The organism is Bradyrhizobium sp. Kon10, assembly GCF_055807395.1.
The window spans coordinates 51,939-75,502 of the sequence record NZ_JBVVOZ010000025.1 but is presented as its reverse complement, the minus strand read 5'-3'; the positions used below and the strand labels follow the sequence as shown (position 1 = coordinate 75,502).

The window sequence follows — 23,564 nt, the reverse complement described above, 5'->3', positions numbered from 1 at the left end:
GGAATTCATCCCTGTTTCAGCGGAACGTCTCGCGTCTTCGACGTTTAGCCCGAACCGCAATCAGATCGGAGACGACGATGACGAAGATGAAGCTTCTCGGCGCCGCCGCTGTCGCAGCGACCATGTTGACCGGCTCCGCCATGGCCCAGGGGGTCGTGGGCAATCCGGGCCGCTGCGAGGCGCAATTCCCCAACGCCAATTGCCAGAATTTCGGACCCGGCAATCCCTACACCAGCAGCGGTTATCGCCATCACCGCGTGAGCTATCGCCAGAACCGTGGCGACTATAACGATTGGAACAGAACCCATACCGGCTTCTGGCCGACCGACGTCGCGGGTGACGTTGCGGGCGCAGCTATCGGCACGGCCGGAGCGATCGCCACCGCTCCGTTCCGGGCCATGGACAATAGCTACGCCTACGACAATTCCTATAATCGCGGTTGGGACAACCGCAGCTACGCTCAGCGCAACGGTTTCGTCTGCACGCCCGGCACCTGGTTCAAGGGCGACGACGGCCGCCGCCACATCTGCCAGTAAACGTTCGCATTCGGACGGAATCAGGCGGCCTCCGGGCCGCCTGATTCATGCCGCCACGCTGATCGCGGGTTCTGGCACTTTCCAAGCAGGTCTGGTATTGCGACGCGCGGGCGGGCAGCCCGGCGCGGCCCCTGCCCGCTTCCTCGAAGCGTTGCCGGCTTAGCTCAGCGGTAGAGCAGCGGTTTTGTAAACCGAAGGTCGGGGGTTCAATCCCCTCAGCCGGCACCAGTGTTTACAATGGCTTAGCCGGAAAATGTAGCCCCGCTTTTTTCATCCGCCCGCCGCATCTAGTCTTCAGGGATACACGGGGCTACACTCCGATAATGAAGTCCGTAGGGCACAACATTCGTACCTCGCCCGTCGGATTGGCACTCCCAAATCTCGGCAAAGCATCCGCCGCAAAGACCGTCGGCTCGTTGCACGCGACGGCTCACCGAGCCGTCAACCAACGCTGAATGGTTCAGCAAACCATTCGCGGGACTCACCGCCTGGAATCGCCGGATGCTGCTCACATGAGAACGTTTCCGGTGAATCGGCGCCGGTTTGGTCAGCCGCGCCGTTAGACTTTCGCGGCCTAAACGTGAACAATACAGCCTCAAGCGCTTCGCGCGCGCAGTGCACATCAAGATGCGCCCCAGGAAACACATGCCGACTGCCTTCCCGTCGCCCGTCCCCGCAATTCCGACCGTTCCCTTGACCGCAGAGATGCACGATGCGTTGCGCGCGATCGTGGGCGAGAAGGGTCTTATCGAGGACGAGCACGGCATGCAGCCGTTCGTGACGGACTGGCGCGGCCTGCTGTTTGGCAGCGCCGGGGCTGTCGTTCGTCCTGGCAGCACCGAGGAAGTCTCTGATGTCGTCCGGCTCTGCCATGAGCACGGCATCGCGATCGTGCCGCAGGGCGGCAACACCGGGCTGATGGGCGGGGCCACGCCCTGGCCCGCGCACACCGGCATCGTGCTGTCGCTCGGTCGGATGAATCGCGTGCTCGACGTCGATCCCGTCGGCTATGCCATGACGGTCGAGGCCGGCTGTGTGCTGGAAACGCTTCAGGAGACCGCGTCTAGTCATGACAGGTTCCTGCCGCTCAGCCTCGGTGCCCAGGGATCCTGCATGATCGGCGGCAACCTCTCGACCAACGCTGGCGGCGTGCAGGTGCTGCGCTATGGCAATGCCCGCAATCTCGTACTCGGGCTCGAAGTCGTGCTCCCCAATGGCGATATCTGGAACGGATTGCGCGCGTTGAAGAAGGACAACACCGGCTACGACCTCAAGCACCTCTTCATGGGCGCCGAAGGCACGCTCGGCATTATCACCAAGGCGGTGCTCAAGCTGTGGCCGGCGCCCAAGGATGTCTGCACGGCGTGGCTGGCCGTTCGCGATCCGCGCGCGGCGCTGGAGATCCTCTCCGAAGCGCATGCGGCATCCGAGGACAATGTCGGGTCCTGCGAGCTGCTGAGCCGCGCGGCCGTCGACCTCGTGATGCGTCACATTCCCGGGGTCCAGGATCCGCTCAGGGCGGAGACGCCATGGTACCTGCTGCTTGAATGGTCGTCCTCGCGTCCACGGCAGGACGGCGCCGACGGCATGTCGGAGAAGCTGGAGCAGTTTCTCGCCGATCAACTCGGAGCCGGTCGCGTGCTCGACGCGGTGATCGCGCAGACGGTCAGTCAATCCCGAAACATGTGGCGCATCCGGGAAGCCATGGCCGAGGCCTCCCGCGCCGAGGGTCCGGGGATCAGCTACGATGTGTCGGTGGCGATCTCCAGGATTCCCGAGTTCATCGATAAGGGGCTAAAGGCCGTGCTCGACATTCTCCCGAGCATTCGCCCCTATCCGCTCGGGCATATCGGCGACGGCAATCTGCATTTCTCGTTCATGGGACCGATCGGCATGGATCAGCAGACGCTGAACCAATACACCGCCGCCATCACGCGCGCCGTGAACGACCTCATCACCTCCATGGGCGGCTCGATCTCGGCGGAGCACGGCATCGGGATCGAAAAGCTCGACGAGCTCAGCCACTACCGCTCGAAGACCGAGCTCGACATCATGCGCACCATCAAGCGCGCGCTCGATCCGAAGAACATCATGAATCCGGGCAAGGTGCTGCGGGTGTGATGGAGGCCGAGCACCTCGCCGTTTCCTCAGCCGCGCGGGTTGACGATGGTGTAGCCTCGCAGCGAACGCGCGTGCATGCGTGTGGCGTGACCGCCCGAGTTGGCGTCATACGCCATCCACATGTCGCCACCGAGAGACTGCTCGAGAACAAAGACATGACCCCGTCGCGCCGCGACCATTCCTGGCGCCGGCGCGGCGCGTGGAAAGCGCAGCCAGTTGGATGCCAGATTCAATTCCGGCACGACATGGCCGAACACGTGCAGCGCGGCGCCGCAGCCACAGAACGACGACGGGCAACCGGCGGGCCGGCCTCCGATGACGCGCTCGCCGGAGACGCTGATCGTCGTGGCGGTGTAACCCGCATTGGTCACCGACATCTGTGTCGCGCCATAGGCCTGCAATGACGGCCTCTGAGCCCGCCCGCGGCGCGGCTGCGCATACGAGAAATCGCAGGGCATGGTGACGTTGCACTCCGGCGCTTGAAGATTCCGAGAGGGCCGCGCTTCCGCGGCAATGGAGCTGGCGGCAATAGCGAGACACGCGGAAACAACTTGCTTGATCATTGCAGGACTCTGGGTTGGAGGGTCCTGCCCCGATAAGAACAACCAATAATGATTTGGCTGAAATGGGTCTGAAGAGCGGCGGGAGAAAGCGCGCGATTAACCTAGGTTAACTCCATGGCGCGAACGTCGATGCAATCGCGCGACAATCGCAGCGACGAAGAAGCAGCGAGCGAAGATATCGGCCACCGCAAGACATCTGGCGAGTGAGACGCCCGATCAGCGCGGTGCCGCCGATCAGCCTATAGACCATCGCCGCGAAAAGATGGAATGCGTGAGGGAAATGAAACCCAGCAGCGCAGCCAATGCGGTCATAACCACCGGCGTCGGTTCAGCGCCCCCGCGGCCTCCATTGCGGCACACCACCCGAATACGATCGCTGGTCCCAACATGGCTCCCGGTCCAGGATAGGTCCCGCGAAAAATCGAGGCGGCATCATTTCCCGCGGCATAGAGCCCGCCCAGCGGCTCGCCATCGCTCAAGAGCACACGCCCCTGCACATCCGTCCGCAGGCCCGCGCTGCTGGCGAGATCGGATGGCCAAACCGCCAGAGCGTAATAAGGACCGGGCCCGATGCTGCGCAGGCACGGGTTCGGCTTGTTCGACGGGTCACCATTGAACCGGTTCAACTCGCTCTCGCCGCGGCCGAACTCTTCGTCCACGCCGCTCTCTGCGTAGTGGTTATAGCGCTGGATGCTGGCGCGAAGTTCGGCCGGATCGGTGCCGATCGCCTGTGCCAGCCCTTCGACCGTATCGGATTCGCGGAGATAACCGGCGTTGATGAAGGTGTTGAGATTGCGCGTTCCGGGGTGGATGAGCCCCAGCCCGTAGTCGCGAATAAAGCGCCCGTCGCAAATCAGAAAGGACGGCACTCCGGATGTGTTGCCGTCGGCCCGCAGCATGGCTACGACGAAGTCGTGATAGGAGTCGGCCTCGTTGACGAAACGCCGGCCGGCGCCGTTCACGGCAACAAGCCCCGGTTTTGCCCGATCGAGGATAATGTGCGGGAAGACCGAAAGATGCCCGTCCGCCTGCCGCATGACCGAGCTCGGCATCCACAGAGCGGGGCTCTCCAGATCTGAGATGATCTCGCCGCCAACTGCTTCCGCCGCCGAAAGCCCGTCGCCGGTAATGGATGGCGGCGCCATCGAAAAGCGCTGCGCCTCAGGCGGCAGCAGCCGTGCGCGCAGCCCCGCGCCCCACCCTATGCCGCCCGTCGCCAGTACGACGCCCTTGCTTGCATCGATGGAGAGGGTGCCGTCACGACTCGTGAACATCGCGCCGGTCACGCGGCCGTCTTTGACAACCAACTTCTGCAGGGCGGTATCGAACCGCACGTCGACACCCGTTCTGCGCAGATCGTAGAACAGCCGGCCGGCCAGCGCATTGCCCATCACCAGCCGCGTTCCCCGCGGGTAGCGAATGCGGTCCAGGGATTGTCGCCACAGGAGCCGGAATGCGTGGGTGAAATTGCTCCATGATCGAAGCGGATGCAGCAGCGGCTCTACATCAGTCTTTCCCACCATCATGCCGCCGAGGACCATGAACTCGCGTCGCGGTGGCCTCAGCCGGTCGAAGTCGGCGCCGAGCTTGCGACCGTCGAAAGCCATGGCCGCGAGCGCCCTGCCGCCGACGGCGGCGCCCGGCAGCGCCTTGTAGTCGGGATGGACCGGCGGCGCGGCAAATCGGAGGCTGGTTCGTGCCTCGAGGTCGTCGAGCGCGCGCGGAGCCATCCTGAGGTAGAAGTCCAGCCGGGCGTCGTTCGCATGTTCGCCAAGTATCGCACCGAGGTAGGTCCTGGCGGCTTCGGTCGTATCCGGTGTGCCTGCGCTCCGACTCTGGCTGCTGCCCGGAATCCAGACGCTGCCTGCCGAAAACGCGGTGGTGCCACCCACCATGTCCGACTTTTCGCAGAGCACGACCTTGAGCCCTTCGAGCGCGCCGACCAGCGCCGCAGTCATCCCTGCGGCACCAGCCCCGACAACAAGAAGATCACTCTCGAGGTCCCACGGCTGTTCCCGGTGCGGCGGCATTAATCACGGCCTTCCATTGCCTGGCCCCTCGGCATGATCGGCAGCGACGGTTGCATCGGGCCAATCGCGCGTTCAAATCGTCTCCTCGCCGTAGGCGCGGCGAACCGCGGCAGGCGTGTAGTCGCCGTTCTCGAATCCGAGAAATGTCTGCATGGCCACGAGTTGTTGATCCATCATCACCGTTCCCGACTGCACGTGGCAGCCGCATGCGGCCGCGGCCGTGGAAGGGGATGCAGAGCGCATTGACGCCATTGGCGCGGACGAGCGCACTCCAAACCTCCGGAGCGCGCGCCCTGCGCGATCGGATCGCCGAAGATCCCGAGCACCCTCGTCGCGCCATCGACGATCTTCACGCGACGTCCTCTGCCGTCAGGAGATAAGCGAGATCGTAGATCCCAGCCAGATGCGACGTGATGGTCAATGCTGCATCGAGGAGCTTTTGAACGTCGGGCAAAACCCGCCTCAACTCACGGCGGCCGACGCCGTCCACGAGCACCACCGCATCGAAGACGTCCTCGCCGGTCGAGGCGCGCAGTTCGCTTTCCCGGGTCTTGACGCGTGTGGTCTGCGGGGCGGCCACGCCCAGATGCGCGCCACACACGCCATCGAGGAGAGCGATCCGATGCGCCAGACGGTCGGCGGCCGCCTCGAACCCAGCCAGTTCAGCTTCACGCGTGTTGAGCCTGATGGTGGCCATGGCGCCGCCGAAACCGCGTCCAGTGCTGGCCGACAGGACGCACGCCGAGCGCGCGAAGTTCCGGAAATTCGGCTGGACACGGTTGCTCCAGGGCGTCGGGTTGTTGAGCCGCGCGCGATATCCGTCTGAGCTCAGGACTTCAAGCGTGCGCGTCTCGTAGAGCGTGAACCAGCGCTGATGGGCCAAGTCCCAGTCGACGCCGCGCCGGCCGGCCAGAAAGCCGGGAACCCCGAGCCGCTCCGGCATGTGCTGGCGCGTATGCCAGTCGCTGTATTCCGCCTCGCCGCTGGCTTCGATATCGTGCCAGATCGCCATGAAGGCTCTGCCTTTAAGCGGCATGTCCGCTCCTCCTCAAAACTCTGCAATAAGCCCGGCATCGTGGCGGCCGACGGCTCAGACCAGCATCTCCTTCATCGCTGCGACAGCCGTGCGATAGCCATTCGCACCGAGCCCGGCGATCACCGAGGTCGCGACCTTGGATACCAGCGAGTTGTGATAGACGCTTTCGCGCCGGTGGATATTGGAGATATGCAGCTCGATGATCGGCCCGGGGAACATCTTCAGCGCGTCCATCAGCGCGATCGAGGTGAACGTCCATCCCGCGGGGTTGATGATGATGCCGGCGGCGCCATCATCGGTCGCCTCGTGGATCCACTCGATCATCTGACCTTCGTGATTGGTCTGGCGAAATTCGAGCGCGCGGCTGCCGCCTTCGTTGCGGCACATCGACTCGATTTCGGCGAGGGTCGTGCGGCCGTAGATCTCCGGTTCGCGCTTGCCGAGCCGGTTCAGGTTAGGTCCGTTGAGCACATAAATCGCGTTCTGCATGGTTTCAGCCCTTGTAGCCGAACAGCCGCGGCAGCAAGAGCACGGCATCGGGAATGAAAGTGATCATGGCAAGTACGACGAGAGACATCAGGATGAAGGGCACGGCCTCGCGCACAATGGCCCCAAGCGGCTGCCGCGTCATGTTGGCGAGCACGAACAGCAAAAGACCATAGGGCGGCGTCAGAAGCCCGATCATGATGTTGACGACGACCACGACGCCGAACTGCACGAGGTCTATGCCGAGCAGCTTCGCCGTCGGGATGAAGATCGGCACGATGATGAGCAGGATCGTCGTACCCTCAAGCAGGCAGCCGAGGATCAGGAGAAGGATATTCACCACCAGCAGGAAAACCGGTGCGCTCATGTCGTGGCCATGCAGCAAGCGCGCCAGCGAGGCGGGGATGTTCTCGATGGTGACCACATAGTTGAAGATCATGGCGCCGGCGATCAGCATGCCGATCGAGGCGGTCGCCTTGCTGCTCGTCAGGACCGCCTCATAGAGCTGCTTCCAGGTGACGGCGCGATAGAGCACCGTGGAGGCGATCAGCGCATAGAAGGCGGCCGCCGCGGCGCCTTCGGTCGGTGTCATGACGCCGCCGTAAATGCCGAACAGCAGGATCACCGGCAGCATCAGCGCCGGGAAGGCGCGCATCGTGATGCGCGGCATCTCGCTGAGCGGGATAGCCGGCTCCACCGGATAATTCCGCCGCCGCGCGATGATCGAGTTCATGATCATGAAACCGAGACCGAGCAAGATGCCCGGCACGAAGCCGCCGAGAAAGAGATAGCCGATCGAGGTGTCGGAGACGAGCGCATACACCACCATCGGGATCGACGGCGGGATGATCGGACCGATGATGGCGGCGGAAGCGGTGATCGCCGCCGCGTAGGCCACGGGATAGCGATTGTCCTTGGTCATCATGCCGATGATAATGCGGCCGATGCCAACCGCGTCGGCGATCGCGGAGCCGGACATGCCCGCAAAGATCATGTTGGAGACGACGTTGACGTGGCCGAGCCCGCCGCGGAAGCGCCCGACCAGAACCAGGCAGAAGCGCAGCAGCCGGTCGGTCAGGCTGCCGACGTTCATCAGATCGGCGGCCAGGATGAATAGCGGGATGGCGAGCAGTACGTAGCTATTGAACAGCCCATTGAGGATCTGTTCGGCGGCGGTGCCGAGGTCGAGACCGCTGAGCAGAAGGTACAAGACGGACGACACGATCATCGCATGCCCGATCGGCAGGCCGAGCGCGCCAAGTAGGACGATGCTGACGATGCAGAGGGCGAAGGGCGAGATCACCATGATCACTCCCCGATCTTCGCCGGATCGGTTTCGGGCGACTTGTCGCCGCGGACAGCCCGCCAAGTGAGCCACCCATAGCGGGCAATGCAGGCAACCATGAAGATGATAAAGACCGAGTACATCCAGTTCAGCGGCACGCGCAGGTACGCAGAGTGCTCGACCTTCATGAAGCTGACGTAATTGTAGGCCGCCGGCAGCGAGATGCCATAGAGCAGCACAAGAGCCAATCCGGTGATGACCGTGAAGACGCGGCGCGTCCGTTCCGAAATTTGTGAGTAGATGATGTCGAAGCGGATCTCCTCGGACTCGCCCAGCGTGAACGCGGCGCCCCAAAGCACCGTCCATAACCAGGTGGCGATGATGAGCTCTTCCGACCAGCCGAGCGGATTGCCGAGCACGTAACGAAAGAAGATCTGCAGGATGAAGGCGCCGAACATGACCGCCAGCAGCGCGACGGCGACGTTTTCGGCGCGACGGCGGAGCCAGTGTGCGACGGCGATGAGACGGGCATGCATCGGCGATCTCCCGGGCATCGCGCGTCAGGCGAGATTGCTCGGGCGCGCGACCGGCTGCCGAACGCCGGGCGCGCGCTTCCGCGAAGGGCAGGCATCAGGTGATGGCGTTGATCGCATCGAGCGCACCCTTGGGCCAGTCCTTGCCGTAGCGATCGATGTACTTCTTCTGCGCAAACGATCGGAACGAGGCGACGTCCGGCGTATAGACCTTCTTGCCTTCCTTCTTGAAATAATCGAGCGTCTCGGCCTCCTGCGAGTCGAAGCGCTTGATGTTCTCCGCCGAGATCTTGTCCGCCGCGGCCTGGAACTTGGCCTGTTGCTCCGGTTTCATGGTGTCCCAGATCTTGGAGCGGATCACCATCACATCGTAGGCGATGACGTGCTTCGTCAGCACGAACTGCGTCGTCACCTCGTCGAACTTCATCAGCTTCGAGGCGACGACCGGATTGTCCTGGCCGTCGACGGTGCCCGTCTGGAGCGCCGTATAGAGCTCGGCATACGCCACCGGCGTCGGGTTGGCGCCGAGTGACTCGCCGAGGAACTGCCAGAATTCGCCGGGCGGCATGCGCAGCTTGATGCCGGCCATATCGGCTGGCGTCTTGATCTCCTTGGCGGGCTTCAGGTTGATACTGCGCGAGCCGAAGTAGATGGGTGTGATGACCTGGATGCCGAGTTGGTCCTTCGCCATCGTGATGAAGCTCTTGCCGACGTCGCTCTTGAACGTCTTCGTCATGTGGTCGGCATCGCGGAACAGGAACGCCGAAGTCAGCAGCGACCAGGCGGGAATCTGCTTCGAGATGTCGGCAGGCGCGAGATTGCAGAGATCGAGGTTGTCACGCTGGAGCGCGACCAGCTCGGCGCCCTGCTTGAACAGAGTGTTGCCCCAATACGGCTCGAATTCGAACTCGTCCTTGATCGCCGCGGCGAAGTCTTTGTAGGCCTGCGCCCTCAGGTCGGTCTCGGTGAACGCGGAGCTGAAGCGCAGCTTGGTCGCGGCGTGTGCGGTCCGCGGCGCCATCGTTGCTGTGGCCAATAGTGACGCGCCGGCAGCGAGAACGCTGCGGCGTGAATAGGTCGTTGTCATTGCTATCCTCCCGGCGGTGGCACTTTTAGCGTCCATCCTGCGAAAACTATTCGCTCTTGCGGAGACGACTTCAATACGCAAAAATGAAATCGTCAGATAGACGCGCGATCGTCAGGTGAAACATGTGGACTGAGGATCATCGGAGCATTGTTGAGACGGCGGGCCAAAAGGCCTATCGCCGCATTCGGGACGACATCGTAAGTGGAGTCCTGCAGCCGTCGCAGCGGCTGCGGCTCGATGGCCTGAAGGAGACCTACGGCGTCAGCATCAGCACACTGCGCGAACTCCTGAACCGGCTCACCTCTGAGGGCCTCATCGTCGCCGAGGGCGCGCGTGGTTTCGAGGTGGCGCCCATTTCCGTCCAGAACTTCAAGGAAGTGGCGAACCTGCGCCAGCTTCTGGAAATCCATGCGCTGGAGGAATCGTTCGCGGCCGGCGACATGGACTGGGAAGGCCGGGTGGTCGCGGCTCATCACAAGCTTTCTCTGGTCGAAAGCCGCATGCTATCCGGCAACCGCGCGGGGGCGGACGCCTGGAAACGCTACGATTTCGAGTTCCACCATGCACTGCTCTCGGCTTGCGGTTCGAAGGTGCTGCTCGAGACCCATTCGGCGGTCTTCGACAAATATCTGCGTTACCTGCTCATCGCGGTCGTCTTTCGCGGTGAGGTTACCGCGCGTGAGCATCGCGCGCTGCTTGAATGCGCCCTCAAGCGCGACGTCCGGACCGCCAAAGATGTGCTCGTCCTTCACGTCCAGGAGTGCGTCGCCTTCACATTGGCTAAAGGCCCGATGGCCCGGAGCAGTGCGGCCCTGACGATGAGGGGCAAAAGCCAAGTGTCCCTGCCCTAGGCTGGGCGGAGCGGAGTGCCAGTTGCGCAGTTGACCGGACGGATCGATCGACGGGCGGGATGAACGGCAGCGCCGATCGTCCACACCAGAACTCTGCACCAAATGATCCTCGGTACGGCGTGCCACGACCGCCTTTCGCAGCAAAATTGGCCAATAGTGGATATGGTCGAACGTCAGGCGCGCTGAAAAGCGGACCAAACTGTCTCGGCCGTCTGGCTCTGGCGCGTTACGGGTCGGAAAAGACGAATTTCGATAGATATGCCAAACCGGAACCGCCAGCGTCTCAATCGGCGTTCGACTGGCACCCCCTAATCGGCATCCAAAAGGGCCCCCTTTGATCGGCGTGCTCTGCTGGTGGCGCTCGGGCCGTCGGAGCTGGTCGGGGTTGCGGAGACGGCGCGAGCGCGGGTTGTTTGAACATCGTCGCGGGCTTTTGAGCGCCAGCTGTCGTAGCCGGTCTCACGATTGGCAGTACCGCCACGCCGAGGCCGTTTTCGAAGCTCGCTACGAGGCGTGCTTTGCATGAAGGGTCGCCAAGAATGGCGCGCTTTCTGCAACTGATCTCAGCGCCCGCGCCGGCAACGGGCATTTATGGCACGCAAGAAATTATCGGCCGGCGTTCGCCTTCTATCGTCGACGAAAGACCAATTGGAGCTGACGCATCGTCTTTCTAACGTCGCGCCGAACTCCAAGCAAGATGAGGAACGCTCCAGATGAGATTCATTGCGGTAAAGACAATACCTTGGCTGCTTCTAGCGTCCATGGCGGCGACAGGTGCGTACGCAGCCGAAAACAAAGTCGTGATCGGCGACATCGACGACATGTCCGGCCTCTATGCCGACGTGATCGGTCCCGGCGGCGTCGAGGCGGCTAAGATGGCTATCGAAGATTTTGGCGGGAGCGTGCTCGGCAGCAAGATCGAATTCATGGTGTCCGATCACCAGAACAAGCCCGACGCTGGAGCCCAGAAATTTCGCGAATGGGCTGACCGCGACGGCATCACCATGGTTCTGGGCGGATCGAACACCGGAGTGAGCCTGGCGATGAACAATGTAGCCAAGGAGAAGAAGATTCCGTTCATCGCTATCGGTGCTGCCGGCGCGTCGCTGACCGGCAAGGACTGCACACCTTACACCGTGCACTACGTCTACGATACGACCGCGCTCGGCAATGGCACCGCCAAGACCATGGTGAACCAGGGCGGCAAGACCTGGTTCTTCCTTACGGCCGACTACGCCTTCGGCACCCAATTGCAGGAGGCCGCCTCGAAGGTGGTCGAAGCGAATGGCGGTAAGGTGATCGGTGCGGTGCGCGTTCCGCTCTCCACGTCCGACTTCTCGAGCTATCTTCTCCAGGCCCAAAACGCGGGGGCCCAGGTCCTGGGACTGGCCAACGCCGGCAATGACTTCACCAACTCGATCAAGGCCGCCGACGAGTTCGGCATTGCCAAGACGATGAAGCCGGCAGCATTGCTGGCCTTCATCAGCGACATCCACAGTCTGGGGCTCAAGACCGCACAGGGCCTCTATCTCACCACAGGCTGGTACTGGGATCTTAACGACAAGACCCGCGCCTTTGCGAAACGCTACTACGAAAAAACCAAACGCGAACCCACCATGAATCAGGCGGGTTACTATTCGGCGACCCTAACCTACCTCAATGCTGTCAAGGCTGCGGGCACCACGGATTCAGACAAGGTCATGGCCGAGCTCAAGAGGATGAAGATCGACGACATGTTCACCAGCAGCGGCAAGATCCGCGCCGACGGCCTGATGGAGCATGAGATGTACATTATGCAGGTCAAGAAACCCGAGGAATCCAAACAACCTTGGGACTACTACAAGCTGATTCAGACCATGTCGGGAGAAGAGGCGTTCGGGAAGTTGTCCGACTCAGCTTGTCCGCTGGTCACGCACTGATACCTGCGCCCCGCACAGGATGGTCGCAAGAACAGGGGGCGCGCCCGTGGCGCGCTCTTTCGCAGTCGGCGTTTTCTTCAGCACGGAATGCGAACGAGTGATTGGGGCGATCGAGGTATGTCGAAGCGGTGATCGACCTGAAGCTGGCACGTAAACTGCTTCACGATAAAATCTGCCACGTCGGCACGTGAGATAGACGCCAGCAGGGTTCTCTCCGCAACATCCTCACCGAACCGATATCTCCCCGTGAATGGTCTGTTTGTTAGCCGCCCGGGGCGGACGATCACCCAATCCAACGTGCTTCGCTTGATGTACCCTTCAATCCCCTCAGCCGGCACCAGCGCTTTAGCCGACAAGAACAGATCCGGTACCGTCAGCTTCGGCATCGATGCGCGCGCTGCGCGCCCAACCTATGTCACCAACGTTTCGCCGCGCCGAGCTCTCTTCGACGCTCTTCCACGGTTTAGAAATTGCACACCGACAAATTCGCCGTTAACCCACGCGAGTTCGCAATGCCGATAGGCAAGCCCGGTAGGCGACAGAACGAGGAAAAACTCCCTCTGGCCAATGTCGTTGATAGCGCCGTCAATCACCAGCTTGGCGCTCAATTCCGATACGTCGTGAATCTTGCACGCGCGCTGCCATGTGCCATCAATCGCCATCAAGCGCGCCTCGATGGGCCGCTCGAATACGACTCGCTTATCCAGTGTGTTTTCTTGCCACTCCATAACCCCTGACCGGCTTGATCGCGAAGCAAGCCGGGGCAGGTTACCGGCAGAATGTTGATCGATTGTAAAACCGGCGCTGTTCGGCTCGAAAGCCGAACGGCGTCGCGATGCGGCACACACGTTAGGATGTTGCGAAGCAGGTGCTTGGCCTGTGCATCACGCGCTCTAGAGCTTGGCAAGTCGGTCGGCGCCGAGGCCGTGCGTGACCTATCCAGGCAGAGCCCACGGCTTTGATTCCTCCGAAACCGACCCAATGACCTCAAACGCGATCGATCGCGTCACGAAGTTCTTGCAGGCAAAGCTCACCGCCTGACCGCGCGGCGGGGCTCGGACACAGATGTTCGTCGCGCGTTGCGCGGGACGGCTACTGCCGACAGATTGGATCGGGCTTCAACACGAGGTAAAGTGCACGTCGCATGCTTCCCTATACCAGCCGAGAGAAAGCCAGGATCGCCGCCGGCGCCGTCGCAGCCGTGGTCATGACGGCCGTATTGTTTGCGATCGCAATGGGATTGCTGCTGGCGCGCTAGCTTCGTGCCCAACGCCAATCCGGCTCAGGTCGGAGAAGCCTCCTGGCCCTCTTCAGGCCGGCCGTGGGCGAGCAGCAGGTCCTCGACGAACGCCAGCACCTCCGCCCTCTTGTCGGGCGGCAGTGATAAAAAGGCGCGCACGAGCCGCAACCCCTGCGCTTCGTCCGACTGGCTATCCCATGATTCCATCCGCCCAATGTCAGGCGAGCGGGAAAAATATGCAATCCCCTACAGGCGACCGCCTTGATTCGGCGCCCCAGCTTTGCTGGAATGGCCTGAAGCAAGGGTGGACCATGAAGTGGATCAGGGAACGCGACGCGCTGATCGCGCAGACACTGGCCTTCGTCCAATCGGTAACCGGCAAGAAGGATGACCTCCATCCGCCGGAGCCCCTGACTGCGTTCACGTTGACCACGGAGATTGTGACCGTCCAGGCTTTAGCGGTCGAAGCCGAGCCCCAACCGGCTCGCCCGGCGCCCGAGCCCGCGCCCTTGCCTCTCCCGCCGCGGTCCACGGGCGACTTCCGCAGCGAGATGCAGGCCCGGATCGCGAATTTCAGGAAGCATCAGGAGCGCTTCGAGCGCGAGCGCGAGGAATATTGTGCCGCGACCCTGACCAGGCTCCGCGCTGCCATCCGCGATCCCTCCGCCCGCCCGCCGGCGCACAAGTGAGGCGGACTTAGGCCTCTCACAGCCACGACCACACCAGCCAGAGATTGGCCGCACAGGCACCGACCAGTGCCAGCGTCAGCGGCAGGAGCATGTGCCCGCAGGAGGTTTTCAGGTCGGTCGTCATGGCCGGAAACATCCGCTGATTCCGGCTGGAGAGTCCCAGGGATTCTTTTTTTGCGGATTCAGGACTCGTTTACGACTCAGGGTCCGCCACCTCGATCACGGCCCCGTGATCGAGCCGCCGTGCCGGAAACCCTCCCAGCGGCAGACCGTTAACGCGGTTTATGGGAGCGGAAAGAATGCCGTACGCCCTGTTCTGCAATGACAGCCAGATCAGCAAAGCCTATCCGAGCGAGGCCGACGTCTGGAAATTCGCGCAGCGGAGCGGCTTGGTCGTGGACGTCGGTACCGACCAGGAGCGGCCGGGGCCGCGCCGGGTGCTCGACAACGACTATGAGATCAAGTCCTGCCGGCCAGCCCAAGACGAGGACCCCGCCGAGAACAAGGCGGAGGCCGAGCGGGAGTCCCGGATGGAGCTTCAGCTGAGTTCGTGAGATCCGGCCCCAGGCCGGATCGCCTCAGGGCGTCGCGGTCGCCAGGGAGGCCTGCTCATCGGCAAGAACCACACAGGCCTTCCGGCGGTGCAGCCCCCGGATCGCGCCGGTGACCTTCAGGACCTTGCCGGATGGACAGGAGGCGTCCTTCACGAAGGCCACCTCGTAGGGTGCCAGCATGAGAGGCTCGGATTTGAGAATTGTCTGTGCAGAGCACGGCAGCGCGACGAAGCACGAGACCACCACCACCGACGCCAAGATACGCATGTTCGTTGTCCCACCCGCCCGGCAATCCGATAATAACGCGCTCCGGAGCACGAGTTCCGTAAGCCGCAAGAATTATTTTTGCTTTACCTCAGCCCCGTGACGCGCGTGAGAAGGCGCGCGTCGAACGTTTGCTTGCAAACGACGCGCCAGATTGTCCACGCCTGGCAACACGGACAAGGCGGCAAACGAAAGGCCGGCGGAAGCCGGCCTTTGTCAGTTCGTGGTCTCCGCGGGCAGTCAGTAGCGCGAAGCTGCCGGACCACCCCAGCCGAAGCGGTAGTTCACACCCACCTTGACGGTATGCTCGTCCTCCCGGCCGCGAACGCCGACGACATCGGCCGGGCCGGAAGTGAAGGTCGTGCTGCCGAAATTATAGTACTGGTACTCGGCCTTGGCCGACCAGTTCGGCGCGAACATGTATTCGAGGCCAGCGCCGACGGTGTAGCCGTCCTTGCTGTTGCCGGTCGTTGTGAAGGCCTGCGGCACGCCGGCGACATTGACGCCGAGACCGCCGTTGCGCCAGGCGTAACCGCCCTTGGCGTAGACCAGCGCCGGACCCCAGGTATAGCCAAGGCGGCCGGTCACTGAGCCAATCTGGTCGGTGTTGGACGTCACCTGTGTCCCCAGCGGGAACGTGACGCCATTGTTGTTGGTCGGCAGCCAGGAATACTGCGCCTCGACACCCACCACCCAGTTGGGCGCGAACTGGTAATCGAAGCCGCCCTGCACGCCGCCGAGGAAGCGGGCGTCGCTCGACTGGAAGCTGCTGTTGCCGGCGAACGCGCCGCCGACATGACCGCCGATGTAGAAGCCGGTCCAGTTGTAGATCACCTGCGGCGGCGTATAGGCCGGAGCCTTGGTGTAGGTGCGCGGCTGCATGTCGGCGGCTACCGCTGGCGCTGCCAGCGCCAGCAGCGCGGCTGCGCCCAGCAAAATCGTCTTCATGATCATCCCCGTTCTTTCATTTTCGACACTCAGGAAACAACGTGGCGTGAATTGGGTTGCTTCGCGGCGATGCCGGAACGTTGATCGTTCGTAACTGTGACGGCGTGGCAACAACGGCATTTTGTTCCGTCACGTCCCGTTGCACGACTGATTTTGTCGTCCGCGCAGGCCTGCCGTAACGATGTGTCGAAAGCCAAACCCGTCCAGTTCGAAGCTCGCCAAAATGTGATCCAGCGGCTCCGGCATTCCTGGTTTTAACACCGCCCGATAAAGGCGGGATTTGCGCTATCGCGCCATCTTTTCCAGTTCCGGAAAGGGTGTGTAAACCGCGCCAGCGCAGAACTCGGTGGTGCGGTCGGTGACGCGATCGCCGCGCCCGTTGACGAAGATGGCGGCGCGCTCGCGCATCGCCTTGTAGCTGCCGTCGGCCTCGCGAGGCGTGAAATGCAGGCAGCTCACGTAGAATTGCCGGCCGCCGATCTCGCGCAGCACCGGCTCGGCAAGGCCGGCCTCGCGCACGCCGACCGGATTGTTGAGATAAGCGCGCATCAGCGCCAGCGTGTCGCCGCGGAAATTATCCGGAAACGGCTGCGGACCTCCGGCCTGGGTCCCTTCCATCAGGGACGGCCGGTCGCCGTCGCTGCCGAAGCATGCCGCAAGCGCCAGCGGCAGCACCAGGATCACCGCGCATTTTGCCAATCGCCCCAAGGGACCACGTTCTCCGACCCAACAGACCCGGAGGTGTTCTAGCTCCATGCTTGCGCAAAGGGAATTCGCTTCCGCGGCCGGGCACAAGACGCGCCGACCCGCCCCGGCGCTCGAGCTCTCGCGCGAGGCGTGACGGAACGGGTCGGGCCTGAACTCCGCGCGAGGCGGCGGGGCAATGCTTAGGAATGCCGCCTCGCGGGCTCAGTGGTTAGCTGCGCTTCTCGGTGGTCACGGGCTTGGTGACGTCCGGCTGCGCCTTCAGCGACTTCCTGGCCGACAGATGCTTGTGGTGATGACGATGCGTCCGCACAAGCTTGTGCTCGTCGGGCGTGATCGCGGCATTGGCGTTCATGGCCTTTGCTTTGGCGTCCGACTTGACGGCGGCGGTCTTCGCGCCGGCCTTGAGACCGGTGTCGGATTTCGCGGCGGTGTTCGACATCTTCGTCTGGTTCTGGTCCGCCTTGATCACCGGCGCATTTGTGGTGGTCTTGCCGGCCTCGGCCGCGAAGGCCGGTGCTGCGATGACGGAGGCTGCGAGCAAGGCTGCGGAAATGGTCTTCAGCATGGTGGTCTCCTCTTGAAAGGATCTTGAGGCGGCGCCCTCTCGCCAACTCTTCGATCATGGGGAGAGCCTAGATGGCGCGCGCTGAACCCATCCTGAAGCCGACTGCAGGCTCCCGTTCATCTGGATGACAAGTTTGTCATCCTGGTCCCCGAGGGCGAAACAGCCGCGGACGGCGGGGAATGTTTTGGCCTGACGGGTGTTCCCGTCTTCAGGCAATCGTGTAGGATCGCCGCGTTCCATTCGGGAGAACTTAGATGCGCAAACTTTCGATGCTTCTGGTACCGGGACTTGTCTCGATGGCGCTGACGGCCGGGCCGGTGCTGACGAGCGCCTATGCGGCCGGCGGCGACGAGCCCTCCTCGCCACCGAAGTCGGATACCTCGACCAAGAAAGAAAAGAAGAAGAAGAGCTCTTCCGTCACTGATCCCAAATTCCTCGCGGCCTACCGCACCGCCTACACCACGATCTACGACAACCACGACTATACGAGCGCCATCGGCCAGCTGAAATCGCTCAAGCGCGACGACGTCGCCGACGTCGCCAATTTGATCGGCTACTCCTATCGGAAGCTCGGCGACTACCAGTCGTCGAAGACCTATTACGAGCTCGCGCTGAAGGACGACCCGAACCACGTTCGCACCTGGCAGTACTACGGCCTGTGGCAGCTCGAGCAGGGCAACCGCGAACAGGCGCAGTATCATCTGAACAAGATCGCCTCGCTCGCCGGCACCGACAGCTCCGAGTATCGCTCGCTTGCCGCCGCGCTCGACAAGCCGACCGGCGCGACGCTGGTCTACTGAGCATCTCCCTTCCGAACCATAGGACCGGCACAACCTCCGGGTTGTGCCGGTTCTGCTTTTTCGGCTAGCCTCCGCGCATCCTCCCCGGCAAGTGGTGCGCAATGGACACGTGGCTGCGATCCGCGATCGACTACATCGGCTCCTGGATCGAATTCCAGCAGACCGCAATCCAGCAGCCCGGCGTCATCATCGCCTTCGCCCATCGCGGCGAGGTCGTCGCCGAGCATGCCTTCGGCCTCGCCAATCTCGACACCGGCGAAAAGCTTACCCCGCGCCACCGCTTCCGCATCGCCTCGCATTCGAAGAGCTTTACCTCGGCCGGCATCATGAAGCTGCGCGAGCAGCGCAAGATTCGGCTCGACGACCCGATCGGCCAGCATGTCGGCGGCCTGCATCCGCGCGTCGCCGAGACGACGATTGCGCAGGTGCTGTCGCACAGCGCCGGACTGACGCGCGATGGTGCAGACTCAGGCCAGTTCATCGACAGCCGCCCCTATCTGAATGAGAAGGAGTTGCGCGCGGACTTGAAGCTGCCCACCTCGATCGAGCCTGGCACCCGCTTCAAATATTCCAATCACGGATTTGGCCTGATCGGGCTCCTGATCGAAGCGGTGACGAGGGAGCCGTACACCGCCTGGATCAAGCGCGAGATCATTGAGCCGGCGGGTCTGCGCGAGACCGAGCCGGACGCGCCGCTTCCCAAGGGTGCGGCGTTCGCGCGCGGCCATACGCGAAAGGTGCCGCTGGGCGAGCGCTGCGTGATCCCCGGCGACAATCCCGCTCACGCAATGACATCCGCCGCGGGTTTCGTCGCGACCGCGGCCGATACGGCCCGCTTCTTTGCGCAGCTTTCGCCCAATGCCAGGAAGAGCGTGCTGTCGATCGCAAGCCGCCGCGAGATGACGCGGCACCACTGGCGCGTACCGCAAAGTTTTGAGGCCTATTACGGCCTGGGCGTCAACGCCGGCAAGACCGACGGCTGGGACTGGTTTGGCCATGGCGGCGGTTTCCAGGGCTATATCTCTCGGACCTGCTCCATCCCAGCCTGCGAGCTGGCGATCAGCATCCTCAGCAACTCCATCGATGGCGCAGCGCCGTTCTGGATGGACGGGGCAATGCAAATCCTGCGCGTCTTCGAGAGCCGTGGCGCACCCGACCGTCGAGTCCGCGACTGGACCGGCCGCTGGTGGACGATCTGGGGCGCGACCGATCTGGTGCCGATGGGCAAGCGCGTGCTCGTCGCCAGTCCGCAGTTCAATAACCCGTTCATGGATGCCGCCGAGATCGAGGTGACCGGACGGGACGCCGGCAGGCTTGCCCCGGCCGCCGGGTACTCCAGCCATGGCGAGCCGGTGCGCCGTGTCCGCGACAAGCACGGCAAGGTCAGCGACATCTGGCTCGCCGGCGCCAACGTCAAGCCTGCGAGTGTCGTCGCGCGCGAGATCGCGCGCCGATACCCACCACGGAAACGCCGCCCTATTCCCTGACAAGCGCCTCGACTTCGCTGCGAAACGCCTGCCGCGAGCCGTCGCGCGAATAGAACATGTGGCCACCGGGATAGACCACGAATTTGACGCGCTGCGTCGCGAAGGCCGGCAACTGGTCGAGCGCCCGCTTCGTGCCGAAATAGGGCGTGGCGAGATCGAACAGGCCGTGCGCGACCAGCACGTTCAGCTTGGCGTCGGTGGCAAGAATCTGGCGTAGCTCCGATAGCGATTGCGGCGGGTTGATGCCGCCGCCAAAGTCCCAGTTGCGCTCGACGGCGCCGTTCAGCACTTCGTAGGAGCCGTCGGGCCGCCAGTTGAGCTTGCGTGTCAGGACATCGACCGCGGCACTTGTCAGCGGCGCCTGAAGCGCATCGCCCGAGGGATCGCCGAACCGAGAGCTGCTCGAATCCGGATAGGGATCGAAGCCGCGCACGGAGGCATCGTATCGTCCGGTGACCTTGCCGTTCTTGCGGTCGAATTCGCGGCGGAATTCGCCGACATCGAACCGGCCGGCAAGCCTGCGGCTTACCGCTTGGTCGATGCCAGTCAGCTCGGCGACCTTGTCGGCGAGACGAGTGGTCGCCTCCCTGTCAGCCTCGCCCTTGACGAGGTCATTCAGAAATTCGCCGCGCGCGTAAGCCTCCACGTCGGCGAGAGCGGCGCGTGTGACCGGTCCCTTGGTCGATTCCTTGGCTTCGCGCGCCACCGCCACATAGCTCGGCAGCGTCGCGACATATTGCAGGAGGCTGCTACCGGTGAACTCGCGGAAATCCACGAGCGGTGACACCAGGATCAATCCCCTGACGCCGACGCCGTGCTGGAGCTGCAGCTGGCGCACGACCTTCGGCCCGCGAATGCCGCCATAGCTCTCGCCCGCGACGTATTTCGGCGAGGTCAGCCGGTCGTGCTTCTCGAGCCAGCGGCGGATTACCAGCGCAATCGAATTGACATCGCCATCGACCGAATAGAACCGCTTCCGCGCATCCTCACCACTCGCAATAAGACGGCTGTAGCCGGTGCCGACGGGATCGATGAAGACGAGATCGGTAAAGTCGAGCCAGGTCTCCGCGTTCGGCTTCACCTCGGGCGACGCCGATGGCGAAAGCCGCTCGCCGTCGAGCGGCAGCCGCCATGGCCCAACCGCACCGAACTGGAGCCACGCCGACGAGGCGCCCGGCCCGCCGTTGAACAGGAACGTCACCGGGCGCGTACCGCGGTCGGCGCCGTCGAGCTCGTAGGAGGTGGTGGCGATGTCGGCCAGCGGTTCGCCCTTATCGTCGAACACACGGATCGAGCCGGCGGTCGCGGCGAAATTGAGGGTCCGGCCCGGCAGATCGAGGGTCTGCTTCGTGGTCGAGTCTGCCGGCAGACGGTGCTGCTCGGCGGCGGATGGCGCGGACTGGGCTGCATTGCCGCCACGGCCGCCCTTCTGTCCCGCGGGCGCGGTCGCCTCATTGCGTGGCTGCGGCGGATCGTCCGCCCGCGCCAGGCCTGCGAGCGCGAAAGCAGAGACTGCCAGCACAAGCCCGGCGCGGCGCAGCGCCGGCGAACCCATCATCATGACTATTCTCCCTACGCCGCGGCGCTCGCAGATCAGCATGGCCGCAATTCTAGCCGCAAATTGCGACGGTTTGGGGGATCAGAGGCCCCGGGCGGGCTTTCCGCGTCCGATCCGTCCGGCTTTTGCCCCAAGCCGAGACGCCCGCGTTTGCCTTGCCGGACGGTCATCCTCGACAATGCCGGCCCAGGTCGTATAGACGACCTCGGCGGAACTTTCTCGAGCCAGCGGCCCTGCCCCGGAAGCCATGACCAAGCCATCGCGATGCGACCGGATCGCCTTCGTCGCCAGCTCGAGCAGCGAAGCGCAGGTCGCCTTGACCCAGCTCACCCAAAGCTACGGCAATTGCGACCCGAAGGAGGCTGACGTCGTGGTGGCGCTCGGCGGCGACGGGCTCATGCTCCAGACGCTGCACCAGCACATGCACTCGGGAAAGCCGATCTATGGCATGCACCGCGGCACTGTCGGCTTTCTGATGAACGAGTACTCGACCATCGATCTGCGCGCCCGGCTTGAGGCGGCACAGGAATCCGAGATCAACCCGCTCCTGATGCGCGCGACCGACGTCAACGACCGCGTCCATCTGCATCATGCCATCAACGAGGTCGCGCTGTTCCGTCAGACCTATCAGGTGGCGCGCTTGCGGATCGTGATCGACGAGCGCGAGCGCATGCCCGAGTTGATGGCCGACGGCATCATGGTGGCGACGCCGGCCGGCTCGACCGCCTACAATCTGTCCGCGCAGGGACCGATCCTGCCGATCAACGCCGCGCTCCTCGCACTGACTCCGATCAGCGCCTTTCGCCCCCGACGCTGGCGCGGCGCCCTTTTGCCCAACACTGCCTATGTCGTGATCGAGGTGCTGGAAGACGAGAAGCGGCCGGTCGCCGCGGTGGCCGACCATGATGAGGTCCGCGACGTCCGCCGCGTCGAAGTGCTCACCGACAAGACCATCTCGATGCACATGCTGTTCGATCCTGGCCACAGCCTGGAAGAGCGCATCCTGCGGGAGCAGTTCGGCTCCTGAGCTGCCTGCACGGCCCGGCGGGACGTCCCGGTCGCAACGCTTCGTTAACCCTCGGCACGATATGGTTAACGAAGGTTGACCGCTCTGGCCCAGGCGTCATGTTCCGCATCGACTTCAACAAGCTCCGTTTCCTCGTCTGCGACGACAACCCGCACATGCGGCGCATTCTGCGGACGCTGCTGCATTCGTTCGGCGCGCGCGAAGTCTACGAGGCCGAGGACGGTGCCACTGCGCTCGAAATGTACAGCCACTACGTCCCCGACATCGTCATCACCGATTGGGCGATGCCGATCTTCGACGGGCTGGAGCTCGCGCAGATGATCCGGCAGCCGGACTCCAAGGGCAACCCTTACGCGCCGATCATCATGCTGACGGGTCATTCCGAGAAGCGCCGCGTCACGGTTGCGCGCGATGCCGGTGTCACCGAATTCCTGGCCAAGCCGATTTCGGCCAAGGGCCTTTACCAACGCATCCTCAACGTGGTCGCCAGTCCCCGGCCCTTCATCAAGACCAAGACCTATTTCGGGCCGGACCGGCGCCGCAACACCAATACTGCCTATATGGGACCCGAGCGCCGCGTCGGCGAAAAGCACGAGGTGCTCCAGCAGCCTTCGCTGCTCGACAAGGCCCGCTCCTCCATCTAGCGCAACGTCTTCAGCGACGAGGCAACTACCAATGGCGAAGAACAGTGGACGGGACATCGAGGTCAAGGCCTTCGCCACGCACCAATTGATCACACAGCCCAATCCGCTGCGGAAGGTACTGCGCCGGGTCGAGGAAAAGGATATGGACGATCCGGTCGGTCGCGCCGAGCAGGCGTTGGCAGGCCTGTCCGGCGAGTTCAAGGACTGGATGGCGACCGAGGTCAACCGGCTGTCAGCCGCCTACGTGGCGATACGCAACGACGGCTTCACCAAGGAGAGGCGCGACGAGCTGTTCCGCGCCGCGCACGACATCAAGGGCGACGCCGCAACATTCGGCTTTCCTGCGGCGGCGGGAGTTGCCGAGAGCCTGTGCCGCGTCATCGAGCACGCGCCGGATCTCGAGAGAGTGCCGGCCGAGCTGTTCACACACCACATCAACGCCATCCTGGCCATCGTGCACGAGAACACCAAGCTCGATAGCGTCAGCGTCTCTGCCGAGCTGAGCCGCCGCCTGCGCAAGGTCGCCGACGACTATCTCGCCGACGTCAATCGCGATCGCCCCGAGCATCTCGAGGTGATCCTGGCGCCGAGCATCGTGCCGGCGGAGTAAGGGCTCAACTCTTTCCCCTCTCG

The 23,564-nt window shown here is 63.3% G+C and carries 26 protein-coding genes and 1 tRNA gene; 12 read left to right on the top strand and 15 right to left on the bottom strand.

The features are described 5' to 3' along the window. Positions 1-77: 77 nt before the first annotated feature. From AC0L2O_RS27490 to AC0L2O_RS27480, 3 genes are all read left to right on the top strand, one after another. On the top strand, positions 78-536 hold the full coding sequence (locus AC0L2O_RS27490) for a hypothetical protein (protein WP_369723030.1): 459 nt from the start codon (positions 78-80) through the stop codon (positions 534-536). Positions 537-689: 153 nt separating this feature from the next. Beyond that, positions 690-764 (top strand) — tRNA-Thr (locus tag AC0L2O_RS27485). Between the two features lie 417 nt (positions 765-1,181). Continuing rightward, on the top strand, positions 1,182-2,657 hold the full coding sequence (locus AC0L2O_RS27480) for an FAD-binding oxidoreductase (protein ID WP_473371924.1): 1,476 nt from the start codon (positions 1,182-1,184) through the stop codon (positions 2,655-2,657). Positions 2,658-2,683: 26 nt separating this feature from the next. Here the strand turns inward: AC0L2O_RS27480 and AC0L2O_RS27475 are convergent, their stop codons facing one another. From AC0L2O_RS27475 to dctP, 7 genes are all read right to left on the bottom strand, one after another. After that, complete coding sequence (locus AC0L2O_RS27475) at positions 2,684-3,220, bottom strand: hypothetical protein (protein ID WP_473371923.1); 537 nt, start codon at positions 3,218-3,220, stop codon at positions 2,684-2,686. Positions 3,221-3,528: 308 nt separating this feature from the next. Further along, on the bottom strand, positions 3,529-5,250 hold the full coding sequence (locus tag AC0L2O_RS27470; RefSeq protein WP_473371922.1) for an FAD-dependent oxidoreductase: 1,722 nt from the start codon (positions 5,248-5,250) through the stop codon (positions 3,529-3,531). Positions 5,251-5,599: 349 nt separating this feature from the next. Continuing rightward, on the bottom strand, positions 5,600-6,286 hold the full coding sequence (locus AC0L2O_RS27465) for a hypothetical protein (RefSeq protein WP_473371921.1): 687 nt from the start codon (positions 6,284-6,286) through the stop codon (positions 5,600-5,602). Positions 6,287-6,340: 54 nt separating this feature from the next. Next, positions 6,341-6,775, bottom strand: coding sequence for a type II 3-dehydroquinate dehydratase (locus AC0L2O_RS27460; protein WP_473371920.1), 435 nt, complete (start codon positions 6,773-6,775; stop codon positions 6,341-6,343). Between the two features lie 4 nt (positions 6,776-6,779). Then, positions 6,780-8,081: a TRAP transporter large permease gene (locus AC0L2O_RS27455; RefSeq protein ID WP_473371939.1), complete on the bottom strand. Its 1,302-nt coding sequence runs from the start codon at positions 8,079-8,081 to the stop codon at positions 6,780-6,782. Next, positions 8,081-8,593, bottom strand: coding sequence for a TRAP transporter small permease (locus AC0L2O_RS27450; protein ID WP_473371919.1), 513 nt, complete (start codon positions 8,591-8,593; stop codon positions 8,081-8,083). The genes AC0L2O_RS27455 and AC0L2O_RS27450 overlap by 1 nt, the downstream gene beginning before the upstream one ends. Before the next feature lie 94 nt (positions 8,594-8,687). Beyond that, positions 8,688-9,677: a TRAP transporter substrate-binding protein DctP gene (dctP, locus tag AC0L2O_RS27445; RefSeq protein WP_369723020.1), complete on the bottom strand. Its 990-nt coding sequence runs from the start codon at positions 9,675-9,677 to the stop codon at positions 8,688-8,690. 122 nt (positions 9,678-9,799) lie between these two features. Between dctP and AC0L2O_RS27440 the strand changes: the two genes are divergently transcribed. Then, positions 9,800-10,528, top strand: a complete 729-nt coding sequence (locus AC0L2O_RS27440; protein ID WP_369723018.1) for a GntR family transcriptional regulator — start codon at positions 9,800-9,802, stop codon at positions 10,526-10,528. A gap of 761 nt (positions 10,529-11,289) precedes the next feature. Next, positions 11,290-12,447, top strand: coding sequence for an ABC transporter substrate-binding protein (locus AC0L2O_RS27435; RefSeq protein ID WP_473371918.1), 1,158 nt, complete (start codon positions 11,290-11,292; stop codon positions 12,445-12,447). Positions 12,448-12,524: 77 nt separating this feature from the next. Here the strand turns inward: AC0L2O_RS27435 and AC0L2O_RS27430 are convergent, their stop codons facing one another. The 3 genes from AC0L2O_RS27430 to AC0L2O_RS27420 form a co-directional block, all read right to left on the bottom strand. Continuing rightward, entirely contained in the window at positions 12,525-12,833 is a 309-nt protein-coding gene (locus AC0L2O_RS27430; RefSeq protein WP_473371917.1) for an NAD(P)H-binding protein, read from the bottom strand. A gap of 24 nt (positions 12,834-12,857) precedes the next feature. Then, entirely contained in the window at positions 12,858-13,175 is a 318-nt protein-coding gene (locus tag AC0L2O_RS27425) for a PilZ domain-containing protein (RefSeq protein WP_473371916.1), read from the bottom strand. 554 nt (positions 13,176-13,729) lie between these two features. Then, the gene (locus AC0L2O_RS27420) at positions 13,730-13,894 is read right to left on the bottom strand and encodes a hypothetical protein (RefSeq protein ID WP_473371915.1); all 165 of its coding nucleotides are present in this window, start codon (positions 13,892-13,894) and stop codon (positions 13,730-13,732) included. 104 nt (positions 13,895-13,998) lie between these two features. Between AC0L2O_RS27420 and AC0L2O_RS27415 the strand changes: the two genes are divergently transcribed. Both AC0L2O_RS27415 and AC0L2O_RS27410 read left to right on the top strand, forming a co-directional pair. Then, on the top strand, positions 13,999-14,376 hold the full coding sequence (locus AC0L2O_RS27415) for a hypothetical protein (protein ID WP_369726727.1): 378 nt from the start codon (positions 13,999-14,001) through the stop codon (positions 14,374-14,376). Between the two features lie 299 nt (positions 14,377-14,675). After that, on the top strand, positions 14,676-14,930 hold the full coding sequence (locus AC0L2O_RS27410; protein ID WP_369723011.1) for a hypothetical protein: 255 nt from the start codon (positions 14,676-14,678) through the stop codon (positions 14,928-14,930). A 24-nt stretch (positions 14,931-14,954) separates the two neighbouring features. On the opposite strand, the gene AC0L2O_RS27405 is transcribed toward AC0L2O_RS27410, so the two are convergent. From AC0L2O_RS27405 to AC0L2O_RS27390, 4 genes are all read right to left on the bottom strand, one after another. Further along, on the bottom strand, positions 14,955-15,197 hold the full coding sequence (locus AC0L2O_RS27405; RefSeq protein WP_369723009.1) for a hypothetical protein: 243 nt from the start codon (positions 15,195-15,197) through the stop codon (positions 14,955-14,957). A gap of 237 nt (positions 15,198-15,434) precedes the next feature. Next, on the bottom strand, positions 15,435-16,142 hold the full coding sequence (locus AC0L2O_RS27400; protein WP_409188206.1) for an outer membrane protein: 708 nt from the start codon (positions 16,140-16,142) through the stop codon (positions 15,435-15,437). Positions 16,143-16,427: 285 nt separating this feature from the next. Beyond that, complete coding sequence (locus tag AC0L2O_RS27395; protein WP_473371914.1) at positions 16,428-16,850, bottom strand: hypothetical protein; 423 nt, start codon at positions 16,848-16,850, stop codon at positions 16,428-16,430. 208 nt (positions 16,851-17,058) lie between these two features. Then, positions 17,059-17,415: a His-rich protein BRANT gene (locus AC0L2O_RS27390; protein WP_473371913.1), complete on the bottom strand. Its 357-nt coding sequence runs from the start codon at positions 17,413-17,415 to the stop codon at positions 17,059-17,061. Positions 17,416-17,669: 254 nt separating this feature from the next. Between AC0L2O_RS27390 and AC0L2O_RS27385 the strand changes: the two genes are divergently transcribed. Both AC0L2O_RS27385 and AC0L2O_RS27380 read left to right on the top strand, forming a co-directional pair. Continuing rightward, the gene (locus AC0L2O_RS27385) at positions 17,670-18,215 is read left to right on the top strand and encodes a tetratricopeptide repeat protein (RefSeq protein WP_473371912.1); all 546 of its coding nucleotides are present in this window, start codon (positions 17,670-17,672) and stop codon (positions 18,213-18,215) included. Positions 18,216-18,316: 101 nt separating this feature from the next. Then, the gene (locus AC0L2O_RS27380) at positions 18,317-19,702 is read left to right on the top strand and encodes a serine hydrolase domain-containing protein (RefSeq protein WP_473371911.1); all 1,386 of its coding nucleotides are present in this window, start codon (positions 18,317-18,319) and stop codon (positions 19,700-19,702) included. Here the strand turns inward: AC0L2O_RS27380 and AC0L2O_RS27375 are convergent. Next, complete coding sequence (locus tag AC0L2O_RS27375) at positions 19,692-21,263, bottom strand: S10 family peptidase (RefSeq protein WP_473371910.1); 1,572 nt, start codon at positions 21,261-21,263, stop codon at positions 19,692-19,694. The genes AC0L2O_RS27380 and AC0L2O_RS27375 overlap by 11 nt on opposite strands. Positions 21,264-21,507: 244 nt before the next feature. Here AC0L2O_RS27375 and AC0L2O_RS27370 point away from each other — a divergent pair, with 244 nt between their 5' ends. The 3 genes from AC0L2O_RS27370 to AC0L2O_RS27360 all read left to right on the top strand — a co-directional run bounded on the left by AC0L2O_RS27370 (position 21,508) and on the right by AC0L2O_RS27360 (position 23,541). Further along, entirely contained in the window at positions 21,508-22,287 is a 780-nt protein-coding gene (locus AC0L2O_RS27370; protein WP_473371909.1) for an NAD kinase, read from the top strand. Between the two features lie 98 nt (positions 22,288-22,385). Further along, positions 22,386-22,931: a response regulator gene (locus AC0L2O_RS27365; protein ID WP_369723000.1), complete on the top strand. Its 546-nt coding sequence runs from the start codon at positions 22,386-22,388 to the stop codon at positions 22,929-22,931. A 31-nt stretch (positions 22,932-22,962) separates the two neighbouring features. Further along, on the top strand, positions 22,963-23,541 hold the full coding sequence (locus AC0L2O_RS27360) for an Hpt domain-containing protein (RefSeq protein WP_409188201.1): 579 nt from the start codon (positions 22,963-22,965) through the stop codon (positions 23,539-23,541). The last annotated feature ends 23 nt before the right edge of the window (positions 23,542-23,564 follow it).

Excerpts from the sequence above, each read along its gene's own strand:
- AC0L2O_RS27475 (WP_473371923.1), bottom strand. The coding sequence starts at position 3,220 with ATGATCAAGCAAGTTGTTTCCGCGTGTCTCGCTATTGCCGCCAGCTCC.
- AC0L2O_RS27370 (WP_473371909.1), top strand. The coding sequence starts at position 21,508 with ATGACCAAGCCATCGCGATGCGACCGGATCGCCTTCGTCGCCAGCTCG.
- AC0L2O_RS27365 (WP_369723000.1), top strand. The coding sequence starts at position 22,386 with ATGTTCCGCATCGACTTCAACAAGCTCCGTTTCCTCGTCTGCGACGAC.
- AC0L2O_RS27380 (WP_473371911.1), top strand. The coding sequence starts at position 18,317 with ATGGACACGTGGCTGCGATCCGCGATCGACTACATCGGCTCCTGGATC.
- AC0L2O_RS27360 (WP_409188201.1), top strand. The coding sequence starts at position 22,963 with ATGGCGAAGAACAGTGGACGGGACATCGAGGTCAAGGCCTTCGCCACG.
- AC0L2O_RS27450 (WP_473371919.1), bottom strand. The coding sequence starts at position 8,593 with ATGCATGCCCGTCTCATCGCCGTCGCACACTGGCTCCGCCGTCGCGCC.
- AC0L2O_RS27460 (WP_473371920.1), bottom strand. The coding sequence starts at position 6,775 with ATGCAGAACGCGATTTATGTGCTCAACGGACCTAACCTGAACCGGCTC.
- AC0L2O_RS27420 (WP_473371915.1), bottom strand. The coding sequence starts at position 13,894 with ATGGAATCATGGGATAGCCAGTCGGACGAAGCGCAGGGGTTGCGGCTC.
- AC0L2O_RS27435 (WP_473371918.1), top strand. The coding sequence starts at position 11,290 with ATGGCGGCGACAGGTGCGTACGCAGCCGAAAACAAAGTCGTGATCGGC.
- AC0L2O_RS27415 (WP_369726727.1), top strand. The coding sequence starts at position 13,999 with ATGAAGTGGATCAGGGAACGCGACGCGCTGATCGCGCAGACACTGGCC.
- AC0L2O_RS27385 (WP_473371912.1), top strand. The coding sequence starts at position 17,670 with ATGCGCAAACTTTCGATGCTTCTGGTACCGGGACTTGTCTCGATGGCG.
- AC0L2O_RS27410 (WP_369723011.1), top strand. The coding sequence starts at position 14,676 with ATGCCGTACGCCCTGTTCTGCAATGACAGCCAGATCAGCAAAGCCTAT.
- AC0L2O_RS27425 (WP_473371916.1), bottom strand. The coding sequence starts at position 13,175 with ATGGAGTGGCAAGAAAACACACTGGATAAGCGAGTCGTATTCGAGCGG.
- dctP (WP_369723020.1), bottom strand. The coding sequence starts at position 9,677 with ATGACAACGACCTATTCACGCCGCAGCGTTCTCGCTGCCGGCGCGTCA.
- AC0L2O_RS27390 (WP_473371913.1), bottom strand. The coding sequence starts at position 17,415 with ATGCTGAAGACCATTTCCGCAGCCTTGCTCGCAGCCTCCGTCATCGCA.
- AC0L2O_RS27400 (WP_409188206.1), bottom strand. The coding sequence starts at position 16,142 with ATGAAGACGATTTTGCTGGGCGCAGCCGCGCTGCTGGCGCTGGCAGCG.
- AC0L2O_RS27405 (WP_369723009.1), bottom strand. The coding sequence starts at position 15,197 with ATGCGTATCTTGGCGTCGGTGGTGGTGGTCTCGTGCTTCGTCGCGCTG.
- AC0L2O_RS27430 (WP_473371917.1), bottom strand. The coding sequence starts at position 12,833 with ATGCCGAAGCTGACGGTACCGGATCTGTTCTTGTCGGCTAAAGCGCTG.
- AC0L2O_RS27440 (WP_369723018.1), top strand. The coding sequence starts at position 9,800 with ATGTGGACTGAGGATCATCGGAGCATTGTTGAGACGGCGGGCCAAAAG.
- AC0L2O_RS27490 (WP_369723030.1), top strand. The coding sequence starts at position 78 with ATGACGAAGATGAAGCTTCTCGGCGCCGCCGCTGTCGCAGCGACCATG.
- AC0L2O_RS27470 (WP_473371922.1), bottom strand. The coding sequence starts at position 5,250 with ATGCCGCCGCACCGGGAACAGCCGTGGGACCTCGAGAGTGATCTTCTT.
- AC0L2O_RS27480 (WP_473371924.1), top strand. The coding sequence starts at position 1,182 with ATGCCGACTGCCTTCCCGTCGCCCGTCCCCGCAATTCCGACCGTTCCC.
- AC0L2O_RS27375 (WP_473371910.1), bottom strand. The coding sequence starts at position 21,263 with ATGATGATGGGTTCGCCGGCGCTGCGCCGCGCCGGGCTTGTGCTGGCA.
- AC0L2O_RS27465 (WP_473371921.1), bottom strand. The coding sequence starts at position 6,286 with ATGCCGCTTAAAGGCAGAGCCTTCATGGCGATCTGGCACGATATCGAA.